The sequence below is a fragment of the Arthrobacter sp. Leaf69 genome, assembly GCF_001422645.1.
In the GTDB taxonomy this organism is placed as follows: domain Bacteria; phylum Actinomycetota; class Actinomycetes; order Actinomycetales; family Micrococcaceae; genus Arthrobacter.
In genome coordinates this window covers 774412-792244 of the sequence record NZ_LMLR01000001.1, presented here as the reverse complement: position 1 = coordinate 792244, position 17833 = coordinate 774412, and the positions used below count along the sequence as shown (strand labels likewise).

The 17833-nt window shown below is 66.5% G+C and carries 13 protein-coding genes and 1 pseudogene; 4 read left to right on the top strand and 10 right to left on the bottom strand.

Annotated elements, in window-relative coordinates; genetic code table 11:
* Position 1 precedes the first annotated feature (1 nt).
* Positions 2-603: pseudogene (locus ASE96_RS19460) on the top strand (HNH endonuclease); the annotation flags it as partial.
* Positions 604-710: 107 nt separating this feature from the next.
* On the opposite strand, the gene ASE96_RS03635 reads toward ASE96_RS19460, so the two are convergent.
* Positions 711-1670 (bottom strand): sulfurtransferase, encoded by a 960-nt coding sequence (locus ASE96_RS03635; RefSeq protein ID WP_056426033.1) that lies wholly within the window; start codon positions 1668-1670, stop codon positions 711-713.
* A gap of 49 nt (positions 1671-1719) precedes the next feature.
* Here ASE96_RS03635 and ASE96_RS03630 point away from each other — a divergent pair, with 49 nt between their 5' ends.
* Complete coding sequence (locus tag ASE96_RS03630) at positions 1720-2826, top strand: PLP-dependent cysteine synthase family protein (protein WP_056426031.1); 1107 nt, start codon at positions 1720-1722, stop codon at positions 2824-2826.
* 12 nt (positions 2827-2838) lie between these two features.
* On the opposite strand, the gene ASE96_RS03625 is transcribed toward ASE96_RS03630, so the two are convergent.
* Complete coding sequence (locus tag ASE96_RS03625; RefSeq protein WP_056426027.1) at positions 2839-3495, bottom strand: MBL fold metallo-hydrolase; 657 nt, start codon at positions 3493-3495, stop codon at positions 2839-2841.
* Between the two features lie 104 nt (positions 3496-3599).
* On the opposite strand from ASE96_RS03625, the gene ASE96_RS03620 reads away from it, so the two are divergent.
* Complete coding sequence (locus ASE96_RS03620) at positions 3600-4058, top strand: Fur family transcriptional regulator (RefSeq protein ID WP_056426025.1); 459 nt, start codon at positions 3600-3602, stop codon at positions 4056-4058.
* Here ASE96_RS03620 and ASE96_RS03615 read toward each other — a convergent pair.
* From ASE96_RS03615 to ASE96_RS03580, 8 genes are all read right to left on the bottom strand, one after another.
* Positions 4055-5680, bottom strand: coding sequence for an MDR family MFS transporter (locus tag ASE96_RS03615; protein ID WP_056426022.1), 1626 nt, complete (start codon positions 5678-5680; stop codon positions 4055-4057). The two genes, ASE96_RS03620 and ASE96_RS03615, sit on opposite strands and share 4 nt — an antisense overlap.
* Positions 5677-6306, bottom strand: a complete 630-nt coding sequence (locus ASE96_RS03610) for a TetR/AcrR family transcriptional regulator (RefSeq protein ID WP_082492546.1) — start codon at positions 6304-6306, stop codon at positions 5677-5679. Before ASE96_RS03610 ends, ASE96_RS03615 begins: the two co-directional genes overlap by 4 nt.
* Positions 6307-6390: 84 nt before the next feature.
* Positions 6391-7281, bottom strand: a complete 891-nt coding sequence (locus ASE96_RS03605) for a metal ABC transporter permease (RefSeq protein ID WP_056426017.1) — start codon at positions 7279-7281, stop codon at positions 6391-6393.
* A complete protein-coding gene (locus ASE96_RS03600) occupies positions 7282-8097 on the bottom strand; it encodes a metal ABC transporter ATP-binding protein (RefSeq protein WP_200912975.1) in 816 nt (271 codons plus the stop codon).
* Positions 8098-8238: 141 nt separating this feature from the next.
* Positions 8239-9204, bottom strand: a complete 966-nt coding sequence (locus tag ASE96_RS03595) for a metal ABC transporter solute-binding protein, Zn/Mn family (RefSeq protein WP_056426011.1) — start codon at positions 9202-9204, stop codon at positions 8239-8241.
* 109 nt (positions 9205-9313) lie between these two features.
* Positions 9314-10378, bottom strand: a complete 1065-nt coding sequence (locus tag ASE96_RS03590; RefSeq protein WP_056426007.1) for a hemolysin family protein — start codon at positions 10376-10378, stop codon at positions 9314-9316.
* The gene (locus tag ASE96_RS03585) at positions 10375-11712 is read right to left on the bottom strand and encodes a hemolysin family protein (protein ID WP_056426003.1); all 1338 of its coding nucleotides are present in this window, start codon (positions 11710-11712) and stop codon (positions 10375-10377) included. The genes ASE96_RS03590 and ASE96_RS03585 overlap by 4 nt, the downstream gene beginning before the upstream one ends.
* Before the next feature lie 384 nt (positions 11713-12096).
* Positions 12097-13587, bottom strand: a complete 1491-nt coding sequence (locus tag ASE96_RS03580) for a GuaB1 family IMP dehydrogenase-related protein (protein WP_056426000.1) — start codon at positions 13585-13587, stop codon at positions 12097-12099.
* A gap of 336 nt (positions 13588-13923) precedes the next feature.
* Between ASE96_RS03580 and ASE96_RS03575 the strand changes: the two genes are divergently transcribed.
* Positions 13924-17721, top strand: coding sequence for a multifunctional oxoglutarate decarboxylase/oxoglutarate dehydrogenase thiamine pyrophosphate-binding subunit/dihydrolipoyllysine-residue succinyltransferase subunit (locus ASE96_RS03575; protein WP_056425998.1), 3798 nt, complete (start codon positions 13924-13926; stop codon positions 17719-17721).
* Positions 17722-17833 lie beyond the last annotated feature (112 nt).

The window sequence follows — 17833 nt, the reverse complement described above, 5'->3', positions numbered from 1 at the left end:
NCCAAGGCGACAGCGAACCCGCCCGCCTCCCCGGCTACGGCATCGTCCCCGCCGGCTGGGCCCGGGACCTCCTCCAACATGGAGAACAAGCCACCCGCGCGCGAACCGCGGGCAGGGAGACGGACGTGGACAAAGCCTTCACCGTCTGGCTGCGGCGGCTCTACACCGCCCCCGGCACCGGCGAACTCACCTCCATGGACTCCCGCGCCCGGCTCTTCCCGCCCGGACTCCGCCGCCTCATCCAGGCCCGGGACGACACCTGCCGGACCCCGTACTGCGACGCACCCATCCGCCACATCGACCACATCATCCCCTGGCACCGCAGCGGACCCACCCCTCTGCGAAGCCTGCAACCACACCAAAGAAAACCCCGGATGGAGTGTCCGGCCCCGGCCCGGCCCCAGACACACCCTCCAGATCCGGACCCCCACCGGCCACACCTACCAATCCACTGCACCCCCGCTGCCGGGCACCCAACTGACCGGCTCGCCACCGCTGCCAAACACAGCCGCGGCCACCGACACCAACCACCACCGCCGCAAACTTAGACACCGCGCCAAAACCCTCAAACGCGCACGACTGGCAGAGTTTCCGGCCGCATGAGCGAGCCGTCATTCCGGAGGCTGCGCCCGAAGGCCTTGGATCACACGAAGCGTCCTACCAATCGGGGTGGGCGGTTCACAGGACCTTCCGAAGAACGGGCGGCGCCTCTATGGTGCAGCGGCCTCATCCGGATCAGTTGCGGCTCCTGCCCCGTCCGGATACGGCGCAGCCCCGGTCACGACTTCGTTGGCGTCGTTATTAGACCACTCGGAGAACGACCCGGGATAGAGAGCGGCAGGGAATCCGGCGATTTCCAGGGCCGCAATTTCGTGGGCCGCCGTGACGCCGGATCCGCAGTAGACGGCGGTGGGGACATCGGCGCGCACTCCGAGACTCGTAAAGCGTTCGCGCAACGCCTCCGGTGAGAGGAACCTGCCGTCCACACCAACGTTCGCCGTCGTCGGGGCGCTCACGGCCCCCGGGATGTGGCCCGCCCGCGGGTCCACTGGTTCGAACTCGCCGCGGTAGCGCTCCCCCGCCCGGGCGTCCAGCAACAGCCCGCGCCGGCCCCACGCGGCAGCCTGTCCGGCGTCGATCACGGGCAGGGCGCCTCCCGTCAGGGCTCCTCCCGTCAGCGCGTCTCCTGTCAGGGCGGCACCTGTCAGGGCGTCGTCAGTCAACTCAACGTCGCCAGGTTCCGCCTGCCGCTCGCCGCTTTCGACGTCGAAGCCCTCGCCTCGCCAGGCGGCGAGACCGCCGTCGAGCAGGTAGACCTTCGGAAAACCCGCATTCCGCAGCATCCACCAGAGCCTCGCGGCGGCCAGATTGCCACTGTCGTCATAGGTCACCACGACGTCTCCGCCGCGGATGCCCCAGGCACGCGCTGACGCCTGGAACTGTTCCAGGGTAGGGAGCGGGTGGCGGCCGCGGCTGGGGTCCGCCGGGCCGGCGAGTTCAGTGGCGAGGTCCACGAAGACGGCGCCGGGGAGGTGCTCCGCGAGGTAGTGCTCCCGGCCGTGCGGGTCCCCGAGCGCCCACCGCACATCGAGCAACACCGTCCGTGGGCCAGCCGTGCCGGCGGCATCCAGCCGGTCCTTCAAGGTGACAACGTCCATGAGGGTCTTCATCCGCCCACTCTATCGATGCGGAACCTGCCCCCGCCGGTAGGCTGGTGCGGTGATCAGAGAACGACAGCAGGACAGGGTCTGGGCCGACGAGGCCATCCGGAGAATCAACGCCGAGAACAACCGGTCCGCGGACACGCATTTGTACTCCGTCCCCCTTCCGGAACACTGGGGCGTCCAGCTGTACCTCAAGGACGAGTCCACGCACCGGACTGGCAGCCTGAAGCACCGGCTGGCCCGCTCCCTGTTCCTTTTTGGACTGGTCAACGGCTGGATCTCGGAAGGCACGACCATCGTGGAGGCATCCAGCGGCAGCACGGCCGTGTCGGAAGCCTATTTCGCCGAATTGCTCGGGCTGCCGTTCATTGCGGTGATGGCCCGGAGCACCAGCCGGGAGAAGATCGCCCTGATCGAGCAGTTCGGCGGCTCGTGCCTGCTCGTGGACCACGCTTCAGAGGTCTATGAGGCCGCCGGAGACCTCGCCCGGCGCACCAACGGCCACTACATGGACCAGTTCACCTATGCCGAGCGGGCTACGGACTGGCGCGGCAACAACAACATCGCCGAATCGATTTTCGGACAGCTTGCCCTTGAGGAGCACCCGATTCCGCGCTGGATCGTCGTGGGCGCCGGCACCGGCGGCACCAGTGCCACCATCGGCCGCTACCTCCGGTACCACCGCCACAACACGGAGCTCGCAGTGGTGGATCCGGAGAACTCCGCGTTCTACCCCGGCTGGCTGGAGAGCCGCCGGACGGGAGCCACAACTCACGCGGCCCCGGGTGCCAGCGGCATGCCCTCGCGGATCGAGGGTATCGGCCGGGCGCGGCTGGAACCCAGCTTTGTCCCGGCCGTCATTGACCATATGGTCCCGGTCCCGGACGCTGCCTCGGTAGCGGCCATGCGCCATCTCAAGGACTACGCCGGCCTGCACGCCGGCCCCTCTACCGGCACCAACCTGTGGGGCGTCTGGCAGCTCATCGCCGGGATGATCGCCGAGGGCCGCCGCGGCAGCGTGGTATCGCTGATGTGCGACGGCGGTGACCGCTACGCCGGCAACTACTACAACCCGGACTGGCTGCGGTCCCAGGGCCTGGATCCCGAACCGCATGAAGCGACCATCCGGGATTTCTTCGCCAGCGGGACATGGCCCGCCTAACCGGGTGCGCTCCTATACCTCCACGGTGTCTCCGCTGGACAGGTGCCGGTATTCGGTCCCGTACCTGGCGCCGAACCGGGTCACATGCCCTTCCACCAGGCCGCGCCCGTTCTCATTGAGCAGGGCGTCGTGGATCGGGAAGGCCTTGGGGGCGCGGACACCGATCACGAAGTCCACTACCTCCCCCACCTTGTTCCAAGGTGCGTGGATCGGCACCAGCAGCGTCCGCACGGTCACGCCGTCGGGAACTGTGAAGGAATCGCCGGGGTGGTAGACGTTGGCGTCGACGAAATAGCCGATATTGGCCACCACCGGGATCTGCGGATGGATCACCGCGTGCTGTCCGCCAAAAGTCCGGATGGAGAATCCGGCCGCCTCGAAGTCCTCGCCCGGGGCCACCGCATGGACCCGGTGACCGGCGTCGGGTGCTTTCTCCCGCAGTTGCGCCGCGACCCCGGCCGGGGCAAAGAGCTGCAGCGCATCATCGGCCAACAGGGCGGCGGTGACGGCGTCGGCGTCGATGTGGTCGGGATGCTCATGCGTGATCAGCACGGCATCGGCGCCGGCGAGGGCCAGGTCCGTCTCCGAGAAGTTCCCCGGATCGAACACCAGCGCCTTGCCGTCCTTCTCCAGTCGGACACAGGCATGCGTGAATTTGGTCAGCATCATCCGGCCAGCCTAGGGTTCTAGCAAAGCGCTGTCCACGTGCCGGCTGGTAATCTGGGACCTTGCCACAACCCCTTATCAAGCCCACCACTGAAGCGAGTTCCACGATGTCCCAGGGCGCCACAGCCAACGGCAGCCGGACAACGGCCGCGCCTCCCGCCGCGGCCAAAGAACAGCGTGTCACCAAGCAGCGCGTTGCGGTCAGCGCGGTCCTGGACGAGCTGACCGACTTCGTCAGCACCCAGGAGCTGCACCGCATCCTGCAGGAGCGCGGCACGTCGGTGTCCCTCGCCACCTCCTACCGGATTCTGCAGTCCCTCGCTGATGACGGCCTGGTGGACGTCCTCCGGAATACCGACGGCGAGGCCGTGTACCGCCGCTGCGCCGTCACCGGCCATCATCACCATTTGCTGTGCCGCAGCTGCGGCAAGGCCGTCGAAGTCGAGGCACCCGCGGTGGAGTCCTGGGCCGCGCGAACGGCAACCGAGCACGGCTTCACCGCAGTGGAGCACACCGTCGAGATATTCGGGCTGTGCCCGGAGTGCACGGCCCGGAATACCGCCTAGCTCTTGGACCCCGGGGCCGAAACGAGAGCCTCGTCGTCGGCGTCGTCGGCCGTAATCAGGATGTTGCCCTCCGCAATGGATTCGGACAGAACATCGTGCTCGATGGCGGTGGCCAGCGGCTTCTGCTTGACGAAGCACATCAGCACCGCGGCCGCCAGCGCAAGCGGCACCATCCAGACGAAGATGGGCGTCAGCGCGTCGTTGTAGGAGGAGATGATGGCGTCCTTGATTGGCGCCGGCAGCTGGCTGACCACTGCCGGAGTCAGTGAGTTCGATCCGCCCGGAGCGCCTCCCCCGGTTGCCGCGGCCGGCAGGCGCTCGGCGAGCAGCTCGGCCAACCGGCTCGCAAAGAGGCTACCCACCACCGCGGAGCCCAGGGTGGCCCCGATCTGCCGGAAGAAGTTGTTCGACGCCGTTGCGGTCCCGACTTCGCGCAGTGGGAAGGAGTTCTGCACGATCAGCACCATGATCTGCATACTCAGGCCCAGCCCCAGCCCCATCACGGCCAAGTAGGCGCAAATTTCCCAGAGCGGCGCTTCCGGCTTGAGGGTGGAGAGCAGCACCAAGGCGATCGCGACCAGGACGCCGCCGGCAATTGGCATCCACTTGTAGCGGCCTGTGCGGCTGACCAGCTGCCCGGACACGACGGAGGCGACCAGCAGGGCGCCCATCATCGGGATCATCAGCAGCCCCGATTCGGTGGCGTTGACGCTGAAGGCCATCTGCAGATAAGTGGGCAGGTAGCCGATCGCGCCGAACATGGCCACGCCGATCAGCAGCCCGGCAATGGTCGAGAGGTTGAAGTTGAGGTCCTTGAACAGGTGCAGCGGAATGATCGGCTCGGCTGTGCGCCGCTCCACCAGGACGAAGGCAACCGCACTGGCAATCGTGCCGGCGATGAGGCCCAGGATGATCGGATCATTCCATTCGTACTTGCCGCCACCCCAGGTCGCGAACAGCACGAGGCAGGTCGTTGCGATCGCGAGCAGCACCATGCCGCCGAGGTCCAGGCGCGGTTTGCCGCGGTGCTTGGGCAGCTTCAGGAAGAAGACGGCTCCGGCCAGGGCCAGCAGGCCGAGGGGGATATTGATCCAGAACACCCAGCGCCAGCCGGGACCTTCAGTGAACCAACCGCCCAGCAGCGGGCCGGCGACCGAGGCGATGGCGAAGACGCCACCCATCATCCCCATGTATTTACCGCGTTCGCGGGGCGGCACGACGTCCGCGATGACGGCCTGGGAGAGGATCATCAGACCGCCGCCGCCGAGGCCCTGGACCACGCGGGCGGTGATGAGCACACCCATGTCGTTGGCCATGCCGCCGATGACGGAACCGATCATGAACAGGATGATCGCGGCGATCAGCAGGGCTTTGCGTCCCATGAGGTCGCCGAGTTTGCCGTAGATGGGCATGGTGATGGTGGACGCGAGAATAAAGGCGGTGATGACCCACAGCATGTCGCTGACGCCATGGAGTTCTCCCACGATGGTGGGCAGTGCCGTACTGAGCACGGTCTGGTTCAGTGCCGCCAGAAGCATCGAGAGCATCAGGCCCACGAACATCAGCACCATGTGCTGCTTTTCCCCGGCCGGTCCCGTGACGGGGACAGCTTGCATGGTCATGAGAGTTTCCTTAGTAAATGGTGAAGTAGGGCCAACGACGGTTGGAGCGTTTCCGCGGAGATCCCCTCGACGGGGTCGAAATCGGCGGAAGTGAGTTTGAAGCGGATGGGGACGCCGGCGATCATGACCACCATGCGTGCGGACTCCCCGGGGCCGAAGCCTTCGACGCCGTCCGCCCAGTCGGAATCCTCCGCCAACAGGCCGGCGAGCCCCTGGCAGACAAGCGTCTCGGCTTTCACCATGTAGTCCATATGCCGGCGGCCCAGATGGGGATACCGGGCAATCAGCTGGCGGCGCCGCGCGCGGTCTGTGCCTCCGATTGCCGTCCAGGCAACGGTCATCAGCAGACGCGACACCTGGCCCACTAGATCATCGGCGGTGACGGAGATTTCGGCGAGCAGCGAGGCTTCCAGTACGGGCTCACGCAGGCCAAGGATGGCGTCTTCCTTCGCCTGGAAATAGTTGAAGAACGTTCGCGGGGACACACCGGCACTGGCCGCGATGGCCTCTACCGTGGTCTGTTCGACACCGTGTTGCAGGGCAAGCGACGCGGCCGCCTCGTGGAGGGCCATCCAGGTCTCAGCCTTTTTGCGCGCACGCAGGGGCATCGACACGTCTTCAATCATGGGCTAAATAATTGCACGAGTGCAACGATTGCACAAATGCATACTTGCAGTGATGCACACTTTGGGTTCCCGGGCTGCGGCGTCTTAGGCCGCCGGCACCGCCGAATCACTCAGCACCCGGCCGTTCAACCCGCGCCGGGCACGTACGCCGCCGATCACCCGGCACACGACATAGATAAGGAAGGACAGCGTGGTCACGTACGGACTGATCGGGATCCGGCCGCCGAGGGCCAGCAGGATACCGCCCACCGTCGCCGTCACGGCGAACACGACGCTCAGGATCACCACCAGCCGCGGCGACGACGTCACCCGCATGGCGGCCGCAGCGGGAGTGATCAGCAGCGCCAGCACCAGCAGGGCGCCGACAATCTGGATGGAGAGCGCCACGCTGACGCCGAGCAGCAGCATGAACCCGATGGCCAAGGCCCGCACGGGCACGCCGCGGGCCGACGCCACGTCGGGGTCCACGCTGGCAAAGGTCAGCGGACGCCAGATCGCCACCAGGGCGATCATCACAACGACGGCGGCCACCGCCAGCACCTGCAGCTGGACGGTGCCGACCGAGACGATCTGCCCGGTGAGCAGGCCAAACTTGTTGGCAGCCCGCCCCTCGTACAGCGACAGGAACAGGATGCCCAGGCCCAGGCCGAACGGCATGATGACGCCGATGATCGAGTTCTTGTCCCGGGCACGGACGCCCAGCAGGCCCAGCAGCAGCGCCGCCACGACGGACCCTGCCAGCGAGCCCAGGACAATGTCCGCCCCGATCAGCAGGGCGAAGGCCGCACCGGCGAATGAAAGTTCAGAGATCCCGTGCACGGCGAAGGCCAGGTCACGCTTCATCACGAATGTTCCTATCAGCCCGCCGAGCAGGCCCAGCACCGCGCCCGCCCAGAGGGAGTTCTGGACCAGCACGAGGAGTTCGCCGTAGTTTTCGAAATTGAAGATTGAGTTGAGCAGGTTGTCCAGGTCCATCTAGCCCATCTCCCCCGCCACTGCGTGGGCGTCCTCGTGGTGATGAGTCGTGGCGTCGGGGAGCCCGACGACGATCAGGCGCCCGTTGGCGTTGATCACTTCGACGTGGCTGCCATAGAGGTCGGACAGCACCTCAGTGGTCATGACCTCCTCCGGAGGCCCCACCCGGAACCGTCCGCCGGCCAAGTACAGGACCCGGTCAACATAGTCCATGATCGGGTTGATCTCGTGCGTGACGAAGACCACGGCGCTGTCCCGGTCGTGGCACTGCTTGTTGATCAGGGCACTGACCGCCTGCTGGTGCTGCAGGTCGAGGGACAGCAGGGGTTCGTCGCAGAGCAGCACCTTGGGGTCGGCAGCCAGAGCCTGGGCCACCCGCAACCGCTGTTGCTCCCCGCCGGAGAGCTGGCCCACGGGAACCTTTGCGTATTCGGCGGCTCCTACGAGCTCGAGCAGTTCATCGATTCTGCGGTTAACTTTCGCGCCGCCCAGCCGCACGCCCCAGCGGTGGCCGTCGACGCCGAGGCCCACGAGGTCGCGGGCGCGCAGCGGCGTGTCAGGGTCGAAGGACTTCTGCTGCGGGACATAGCCGATCCCCCGGCTGCCCCGCTCCACGGGCCGGCCGGCAAGCGTGGCTGAACCGGAACTCAGCTCCTGCAGGCCCAGCAGAACCTTGAGGAAGGTTGTTTTGCCGCTGCCGTTGGGGCCAAGGACAGCGAAAAATTCACCCGCATTGATGTCCAGATCAAGGCCCTCCCACAGAGTGCGCTTGCCGAACGCCAGGGAGGCTCCACGGAGGCTCACTACGGGTGTCAACTTGGGTTTCCTCGAATTCTGCGCAAACCGCGGCTCGCGCGCTGCGCCTGGGGTGTCCGGCTGGAGTGTCTGGCTGGTTTGCGCTGGTCCGTCCGACGGGTCTACCTCGCGGGGCGGTCGGCCCACACTGTCCCGCTAATCTTAGGCCAGTGCCTTGCCAATGTTGTCGACATTCCCGGTCATCCACTGCAGGTAGGTCTTACCCTCCGGCAGGGTCTCGCTGAAATTCACCACCGGGACGCCGGCAGCAGTTGCCGCATCCTTGACGTCGACCGTTTGCGGGCCTTCGGTCTGCTGGTTGTAGGCAAGGAGCCTGATCCGGCCCGACTTCATAAGGTCGGTGGTCGCCTGCAGGACTGCCGGCGGAACGTCGGTGTCTTCTTCGATCGCCGCGGTGTACTCATCCGGGGTCTGGTTGTCCAGGCCGGCGGCCTCGAGCAGGTAGAGCGGCACCGGTTCCGTCACGGCGACAGGCGCCGCGCCGGCCGAGGCCTTGATGCCCGCCAGCTTTGCTTCGAGGCCGCCGAGCGACTCCTTGAAGGCCTCGGCATTGCTGCGGAACGTCCCGGCGGAGGAGGGTTCAAGCTCGCCCAGCTTGGCCGCGACGGCGTCAGCCAGCCGGGCCATGGCCGGCAGGCTGTACCAGACGTGCTCGTTGAATCCCGCATGTTCGTGGCCGTGGCCGTGGCCGTCAGCTCCGGCGGATGCGCCGGGAGTTTCTGCCGGGGCCAGCCCGGAAACTTCCACGGCGTTCAGGACGCTGCCCTCGTCGAGCCCCGTGTCTTCGGCCAGCTTGTGGATGAAATCGTCATAGCCGCCGCCGTTTTCCACCAGCAGCTCTGCCTTGGACACCGCCAGCTTGTCCTGGGTGGTCGCCTCGTAGGAGTGCGGGTCCTGGCTGGTCCGATTGATGATGGAGCTGACACGCACCTTGTCGCCGCCGATGGTGCCGACGATGTCCCCGTAAACACTGGTGGAGGCGACGACGTCGACAATGCCGTCGTCGGCGCTTCCCCCGGGGTTCTCCGACGTCGGACCGCAGGCCGTCAGGAGCACGCTCAGGCCGGCAAAAGCGGCAACGATGGCATGGGCAGCAGGACGACGCACGGGAAACCTCGGATCTGTTATTGAGAATCAGGAGCAATAGCAACAGCTTTGAGTGTAGCCCTAAATAGGAATGATTCCTATTTAGGGCTACCTCCGAGCCTGAACGCTGCTACTGGTCCTGCCCGAGCCTGCGGTAACCGGTGGCCTGCGTGGCGTCCCTGATCTCGCCGACGAGCTCCTCGATGACATCCTCGAGGAACAGCACGCCCTGGGTGTTGCCGTCCGGGCCGATCACGCGGGCCAGGTGCGATCCGGTCCGCTGCATCACGGACATGGCCTTCTCGATTTCGTCGTCCATGGACAGGTTCGCCAGGGACCGGATGTGGCTCTCGGCGATCGGCTGGTGGTACGCCGCATCCGGAATGGAGAGCACATCCTTGATGTGGAGGTAGCCGGAGAGCATTCCGTCATCGTCCAGCATCGGGAAGCGCGAGAACCCGGTCCGGCTCACGGCCTTTTCAAATTCCACCGGTGTGGTGGCTGACTTCATCATCACCAGCTTGTCCAACGGCACCATCACGCGCGACGCCGTGTGTTCGGAGAACTCCAGCGCACCGGTAATGAGTCCGGCGTCGTCGTCCACCAGCCCGTGGCGGGTGGATTCCTGCACGATCGACTGGACTTCTTCGAGCGTGAAGGAGGAGGTGACTTCATCCTTGGGCTCGATCCGCATCAGTTTCAGGATGTGGTTCGCGGACCAGTTGAGCGCCACAATCACCGGCTTCACCAGCCGGGCGATGAACATCAGCGGCGGGGCCAGCAGCAGTGCTGCCTTGTCCGCCACGGAGACCGAAATGTTCTTCGGCACCATCTCGCCGATCGTGACGTGCAGGAACGTGACCAGCAACAGGGCCACGGCGAACGCCGCAACGTCCGCGACCTCGGCCGGAACGCCGACTGCCTCCAGCGGCACCACCATCAGGTGGTGGATGGCCGGTTCCGCGACCTGCAGGATCAGCAGCGAACAAACGGTAATGCCCAACTGGGCGCAGGCCAGCATGAGGGAAACGTTTTCCATCGCCCGCAGGGTGGTTTGCGCGCGCTTGGAGCCTGCCTCGGCGAGAGGCTCGATCTGGCTCCGGCGAGCGGACATGACCGCAAACTCGGCGCCAACGAAGAAGGCGTTGCCCAGCAGCAGGACAACAAGCCAGAGGATTCCTGCCCAGTCACTCATGCGGCACCGACCTGGCCGTTGGAGCGCTCATCGTGGTGTACCCGAACGGGTTTGAAGCAGATCCGGTCGATCCTGCGCCCGTCCATCCGGGTGACGGCCAGGGTGCCGCCATGGACGTCCACGGTGTCCCCCACCGCGGCGATCCGGCCCAACTTGCTCATGACGTAGCCTCCCACCGTTTCGTAGGCAGACTCGTCGGGCACGGTCAGGCCCGGGATCTGTTCGGAGAGTTCGTCCGGGCGGAGCAGGCCCGGGAAATACCAGTCGCCGGAAGCGCTCTGCAGCAGGCCGGGCCGGACCTTGTCGTGTTCATCGGCCACTTCGCCAACGATTTCCTCGACCAGGTCCTCCAGGGTGGCGATGCCGGCGGTTCCGCCGTACTCGTCCAGGACCACGGCCAGCTGCAGGTTTCCTTCGCGCAATTCCGCCAGCAGGGCGTCGAGGTGGATGGTTTCGGGGACCCGGAGCACATCGGTCATGATGGCACCGGCTTCCAGCTTGGCGCGCCGGTCCGATGGAACCGCGATGGCCTTCTTGATGTGCACCACGCCGCGGATATCGTCCGAGGATTCCCCGATCACCGGGAACCGCGAATAGCCGGTGCGGCGTGCGGCCTCCACAATGTCGGACACCGGTTGGTCGCCGTCGATGGTCTCAACCCGGATGCGGGGCGTCATGACATCCGCTGCTGTCCGGCCCGAGAACTTGAGCGTCCGGGCGATGAAGTTGGCGGTGCCGGCGTCGAGGGTCCCCATCGCCGCCGAACGGCGCACGAGGGACGCCAGCTCGGCCGGAGTCCGCGCCCCCGAAATCTCTTCCTTGGCCTCGAGGCCGAAGATGTTGAGCACCTTGTTGGAGAAGCCGTTGAGCACCACGATGGCGGGTTTGAAGATGGCCGTGAAGATCAGCTGCGGGCGGGCCAAAGCCTTGCCGACCTGGAAGGACAGCGCAATGGCCATGTTCTTCGGCACCAGCTCGCCGATCAGCATGGACAGGAGAGTCGCGAACGCCATCGCAAGGATCAGCGACACCGAGGAAATAGCGGCTTCAGGCAGCCCCAGGGCGGCCAGCGGGCCTTCGAGCAGCGCGCCGACCGACGGTTCCATGACGTAGCCGGTGAGCAGGGTTGTGATGGTGATGCCCAGTTGGCAGCTGGAGAGCTGCGTGGACAGGGACTTGAGGCATTTGAGCAGGGGGACGGCGGCACTGTCGCCGTCATCAACGGCCCGCTGGACCGTCGCCTGGTCAAGGGCAACCAGCGAGAATTCAACGGCTACGAAGAAGCCGGTTCCGAGGATGAGCAGCAGGCCTGCACCGAGAAGGAGCCACTCCATTTAGCGGCCCGCTTTCGGAGCTGCCAGGAGTGGCTGCTTGGGGAAGATGCTCTTCTTCTGGAAAGTGCCTGGCGGAGGGTGGTCGGCCGGGGCCGACCCTTGATCTTTGTAGGCACTGGCTTCCTGGGAGGCACGGCTTTCCTGGAAAATAAGGGGCCGGTGTGCCGCCGGAGAGTGATGGGCGCGTGAACGGGGTTTGCCGGCTCTTCGGGTGGACTGCGCGGGAAGGGTTTCCGTTCCCCGCTGACAGCCCCCAGGCCGGCACCTAGATTTACTGTCCATAAGAATGTCAGTCTACAGGAGCGCCGGGCACGGCCGCCGTCGTGTCACTACAAGCGCGGCGTCCGACGGCGGCCGGCTGCGGCCCCGTCTGCCGGCAGCCCCTCACCAGCTTTGCGGGACCGGGCGGCCTTCCTCGTAACCGGCCGCGGACTGGATCCCCGCCACGGCGCGTTCCCGGAACTGCGCAAGGTCTGCGGCGCCGGCGTAGCTCATGGAACTGCGGAGCCCGGCCGTGATCATGTCCAGCAGGTCCTCGACGCCGGGCCGCACCGGATCGATGAACATCCGGGACGTGGAGATGCCTTCCTCGAAGAGGGCCTTGCGGTCCTTTTCGAAGGCGCCCTCGCGCTGGTTGCGGTTCTGCACGGCCCGGGCGGATGCCATGCCGAAGCTTTCCTTGTACTGCCGCCCGCCAGCATCCTGCTGCAGGTCCCCCGGGCTTTCGTGCGTGCCGGCGAACCAGGAGCCGATCATCACCTGGCTTGCCCCGGCCGCCAGCGCCAGGGCAACGTCGCGCGGGTAGCGGACACCGCCGTCGGCCCAGACCCGGCCCCCGGCCGCCCGCGCCGCGGCCGAGCACTCGAGCACGGCGGAGAACTGCGGCCGGCCCACGGCGGTCATCATGCGGGTGGTGCACATGGCGCCGGGGCCAACACCGACCTTGACGATGTCCGCCCCGGCCTGGATGAGTTCGCGGGTCGCATCCGCGGTGACCACGTTGCCTGCCACCACGGGGACGCCGGGGTTGAGGCCCTTGACGGCCGCGAGGGCCTCAAACATTTTCTGCTGGTGGCCGTGAGCGGTGTCGAGGACCAGGACGTTGACCCCGGCGGCGAGGAGCTCCGTGGCCCGCCCGGCGACATCGCCGTTGATCCCGACGGCGGCCGCCACCTTGAGCCTGCCGTCAGCGTCCAGCGAAGGCCGGTACAGCGTGGAGCGCAGGGCGCCCTTGCGTGTGAGGACGCCGGCCAGGACACCGTCCCGCTGCACGGGCGCAAAGTCCGTTCCGGCAGCGTCCATCGCGTCGAACGCGCGGCGCAGGCCGGCCCCGGACCCGCCGTCGGGCGCGCCGTCGGGTGTGCCGTCCGGCAGGGCCCCGTCCAGCGATGCCGCATCCAGCACCAGGGGCTGGTGGCGCATGACGGACGCCAGCGAGGCGAAACGGTCCTGGCCCTCGCAGTCGGACGCCCGGATGATGCCGGCGACGGCACCCGAGTCGTCAACCACCATGATGGCCCCGTGCGGACGTTTGCCCATCAGGTGCAGGGCGTCAATGACCGTGCTGGTGGGCGACAGCGTCACCGGCGTCTCCAGGACGGGGTGGCGGGTCTTGATCCAGGCCGTCACGTCGCGGATCACGTCCAGCGGCACGTCCTGCGGCAGCACCGCCAGCCCGCCGCGCCGGGCCATCGTCTCGGCCATGCGTTTGCCGGTCACCGCCGTCATGTTGGCGGCGACCAAGGGGATCGCGGAGCCGGTCCCGTCGTCCGCGGCCAGGTCCACGTCCAGCCGGGACGTGACGTCGGAACGGGACGGAACCAGGAAGAGGTCCGAATAGGTCAGGTCGGTGGTGGGGTCGGTCAGGAAACGCACGGCTGCTCCTTAAAGTAAGCAAAATAAGCATTCCGGTACTCATCGGGTTCTCAGGGTGATTCTAGCGAGCCGTCGAACGGCCGCGGCACCCGCCCGGCGCGGTGACGGCGGGTCTTGCGGGCCCTCCGGCGGCTGCCCTCCGGGGCCCGGATGACGTGCCGCGCGGGTGCTTTGAGCCGACTTGATGATTTGAGTCACCCTTATTGGCGGTTTGGCAAGAATCGTCACTAGACTGGCATGGGTCTGGGTTCACTGGACGCGGAGACTGGTTCAACTGTTGTGCTGAGGCACCGTGAAGCCAGTGGGAATCAAACTCATGGAAGAGGCGTAATTCAAGTGCCAGAGCAGCCTAGCCACCGTCTACCAGAGGAATTTGGCGGAAACGAGTGGCTCGTTGACGAACTGTACGAGCGTTATCAGCAGGACAAGAACACGGTGGATGCCAAGTGGTGGCCTTTGTTCGAATCCTTCGACGCCGGTGACAGTTCCTCCACCAACGGAGCCTCGGGCGCAGCGGCTGTTGCGCACCCCGCCACCCGCGAACTTCCCGTTGTAGCTCCGGCTGCTGAGCCAGCAGCGCAGCCAGCGGCGCAGCCGGCCGCGCCCGCCCCGGCTGCAGCGGCCCCCGCCCCCGCCGTCAAGAAGGCCCCGGCCACCGTCGCCCGCGACGGCGCCAAGACTTCGGAAGCCGGCCCCGGCACCCAGCCGATCCCGGCCCAGCTGCCCAAGAACATCAAGGCCCCGACCGCCCCCGAGGAAGACGTCGTCTCCGTCCTCCGCGGCCCGGCCAAGGCGATCGCCACCAACATGATCACCAGCCTGGAGGTTCCGACCGCCACCAGCGTGCGCGCCATCCCCGCAAAGCTGCTGATCGACAACCGCGTGGTCATCAACTCCAACCTTGCCCGCGCCCGTGGCGGCAAGGTCTCCTTCACGCACCTGATCGGCTACGCCGTCATCCGCGCCCTCGCCCAGTTCCCCTCGATGAACGTCTACTACGACGAGGTGGACGGCAAGCCGGTGGCGGTCCAGCCGGCGCACGTGAACTTCGGCATCGCCATCGACATGCCCAAGCCCGACGGCACCCGCCTGCTGATGGTCCCGAACATCAAGAAGGCGGAGACCCTCAACTTCTCCGAGTTCTGGCACACCTACGAGGACCTGATCAAGCGGGCCCGCGCCGGCAAGCTGACCGCGGACGACCACTCCGGCACCACGGTGTCGCTGACCAACCCCGGCGGCATCGGAACCGTGCACTCCGTGCCGCGCCTGTCCAAGGGCCAGGCCGCCATCATCGGCGTCGGCGCGCTGGACTACCCGGCCGAGTTCCAGGGTGCCAGCGCGAAGATCATCGCGCACAACGCCATCAGCAAGGTCCTCACCCTGACCTCCACCTATGACCACCGCGTCATCCAGGGTGCCGGCAGCGGCGAGTTCCTGAAGCTCGTGCACCAGCTCCTGCTGGGCGCGCAGAACTTCTACGACGAGATCTTCGAGTCCCTGCGGATCCCCTACGAGCCCGTCCGGTGGAGCCCTGACCTGCAGGTGGACCCGGCGGACGAGATCAACAAGGTCGCCCGAATCCAGCAGCTCATCCACGCCTACCGCGTCCGCGGCCACCTCATGGCGGACACCGATCCGCTCGAGTACGTCCAGCGCAAGCACCCGGACCTCGACGTCCTGACGTACGGCCTGACGCTGTGGGACTTGGACCGCGAGTGGCCAACCGGCGGCTTTGGCGGCAAGCCCATGTTGGCATTCCGCGACATCCTCGGCGTGCTCCGTGACGCTTACTGCCGCACCACGGGCATTGAATACATGCACATCCAGGATCCGGAAGAGCGCAAGTGGTTCCAGGACCAGCTGGAGCACCCGTACTCCAAGCCGAGCCGCGACGAACAGCTGCGCATCGTCTCCAAGCTCAACGCCGCCGAGGCCTTCGAGACGTTCCTGCAGACCAAGTTCGTCGGCCAAAAGCGCTTCTCGCTCGAGGGCGGTGAGTCCCTCATCCCGCTGCTGGACGCCATCATCTCCGATGCGGCCGACGACGAACTCGACGAGGTCGCGATCGGCATGGCCCACCGCGGCCGCCTTAACGTGCTCACGAACATTGCCGGGAAGACCTACGCCCAGGTTTTCCGGGAATTCGAAGGTACCCAAGATCCGCGCTCCGTGCAGGGTTCCGGCGACGTGAAGTACCACCTCGGCACCGAGGGCACGTTCACCTCGGACAACGGCAAGGAGACCAAGGTCTACCTCGCTGCCAACCCGTCGCACCTCGAAGCCGTGGACTCCGTCCTCGAAGGCATCGTCCGCGCCAAGCAGGACCGCCTGGACCAGGGCGAAGCCTTCCCCGTGCTGCCGATAATGGTGCACGGCGACGCCGCTTTCGCCGGCCAGGGTGTGGTGGCGGAGACGCTCAACCTCTCCCAGCTGCGCGGATACCGCACCGGCGGCACCATCCACATCGTGGTCAACAACCAGGTCGGCTTCACCACCGCGCCGTCCTCGTCACGGTCGTCCACCTACTCCACGGACGTCGCCAAGATGATCCAGGCGCCGGTGTTCCACGTGAACGGCGATGACCCGGAGGCCGTGGTCCGCATCGGTCAGCTCGCCTACGAGTTCCGCCAGCGGTTCCACAAGGACGTTGTCATCGACATGGTCTGCTACCGCCGACGCGGCCACAACGAGGGCGACGACCCCTCGATGACCCAGCCCCTGATGTACAACCTGATCGAGGCCAAGCGCTCGGTCCGCAAGCTGTACACCGAGTCCCTGATCGGCCGCGGTGACATCACCGAGGAAGAGGCGGAGCAGCTGCTGCGCGACTACCAGGAACGCCTGGAGCGCGTCTTCGCCGAGACCCATGCGGCGCAGACCTCCCCGATTCCGATCATCAAGGCGGATTCCGCCGCGGTGTCCGATCTGGAGCGTCCGTTGGCCCAGCAGTCCGATTCCGGCATCAACGCCCCGGCGTCGACGGCAATTTCCGCCGAGACACTGGCGCGCATCGGCAAGGCGCACGTCGACATCCCCGAAGGCTTCACGGTCCACGCCAAGCTCAAGCAGCTGCTGGAGAAGCGCGAAGTCATGTCCCGCGAAGGCGGCATCGACTGGGGCTTCGGCGAACTGGCCGCCTTCGGTTCGCTCATTATGGAAGGCGTTCCCGTCCGGCTCGCCGGCCAGGACTCGCGCCGCGGCACCTTTGTGCAGCGTCACGCCGTCTTCCACGACCGCGCCAACGGCGACGAGTGGCTGCCCCTGGCACACCTCTCCGATGACCAGGCCAAGCTGTGGATCTACGACTCCCTGCTGTCGGAATACGCGGCCATGGGCTTCGAATACGGCTACTCGGTGGAACGGCCCGATGCCCTGGTGCTCTGGGAAGCGCAGTTCGGTGACTTCGTCAACGGCGCGCAGACCATCATCGACGAGTTCATCTCCTCGGCCGAGCAGAAGTGGGGCCAGCGTTCCTCGCTCGTGCTGATGCTGCCGCACGGCTACGAGGGCCAGGGACCGGACCACTCCTCCGCCCGGATCGAGCGCTTCCTGCAGATGTGCGCCGAAGAAAACATGATCGTGGCCAACCCCACCACGTCGGCGTCGCACTTCCACCTGCTGCGGCGCCAGGCTTACAGCCGGCCGCGCAAGCCGCTCATCATCTTCACCCCGAAGCAGCTGCTCCGCCTCAAGGCCGCTGCCTCGTCCGTGGAGGACTTCACCACCGGCACCTTCCGGACGGTCATCCCCGAGCACGAGGAACTGCAGGCCGACGCCGTCGAGCGTGTCCTGCTGGTCTCCGGCCGCCTGTACTACGATCTGCTGTCCACCCGGCAGAAGACCGGCGACAAGACCACGGCGATCGTCCGCGTCGAGCAGCTGTACCCGCTGCCCGCCGCCGAGATTGCCGCGGAGCTGGCGAAGTACCCGAACGCCGACGTGGTCTGGGCGCAGGATGAGCCCGCCAACCAGGGCCCGTGGCCGTTCATCGGCCTCAACCTTCCGGACGCGCTGGACCGCCGGGTCCGCCTCGTTTCCCGCCCCGCCTCGGCTTCCACCGCGGCAGGATCGATGAAGCGCCACGCGGCCGAGCAGGACGCACTGCTCAAGCAGGCATTCGCACGTAAGTAAGGTCAACGCTGCCCGGCCGGAGATTGAAACACGCAACTCCGGCCGGGCAGCCTTGTTTAACCGGCATTGTCCCCCGGCAGCGTGACCGTCCGGGGGCGGTTTCAATGGACGC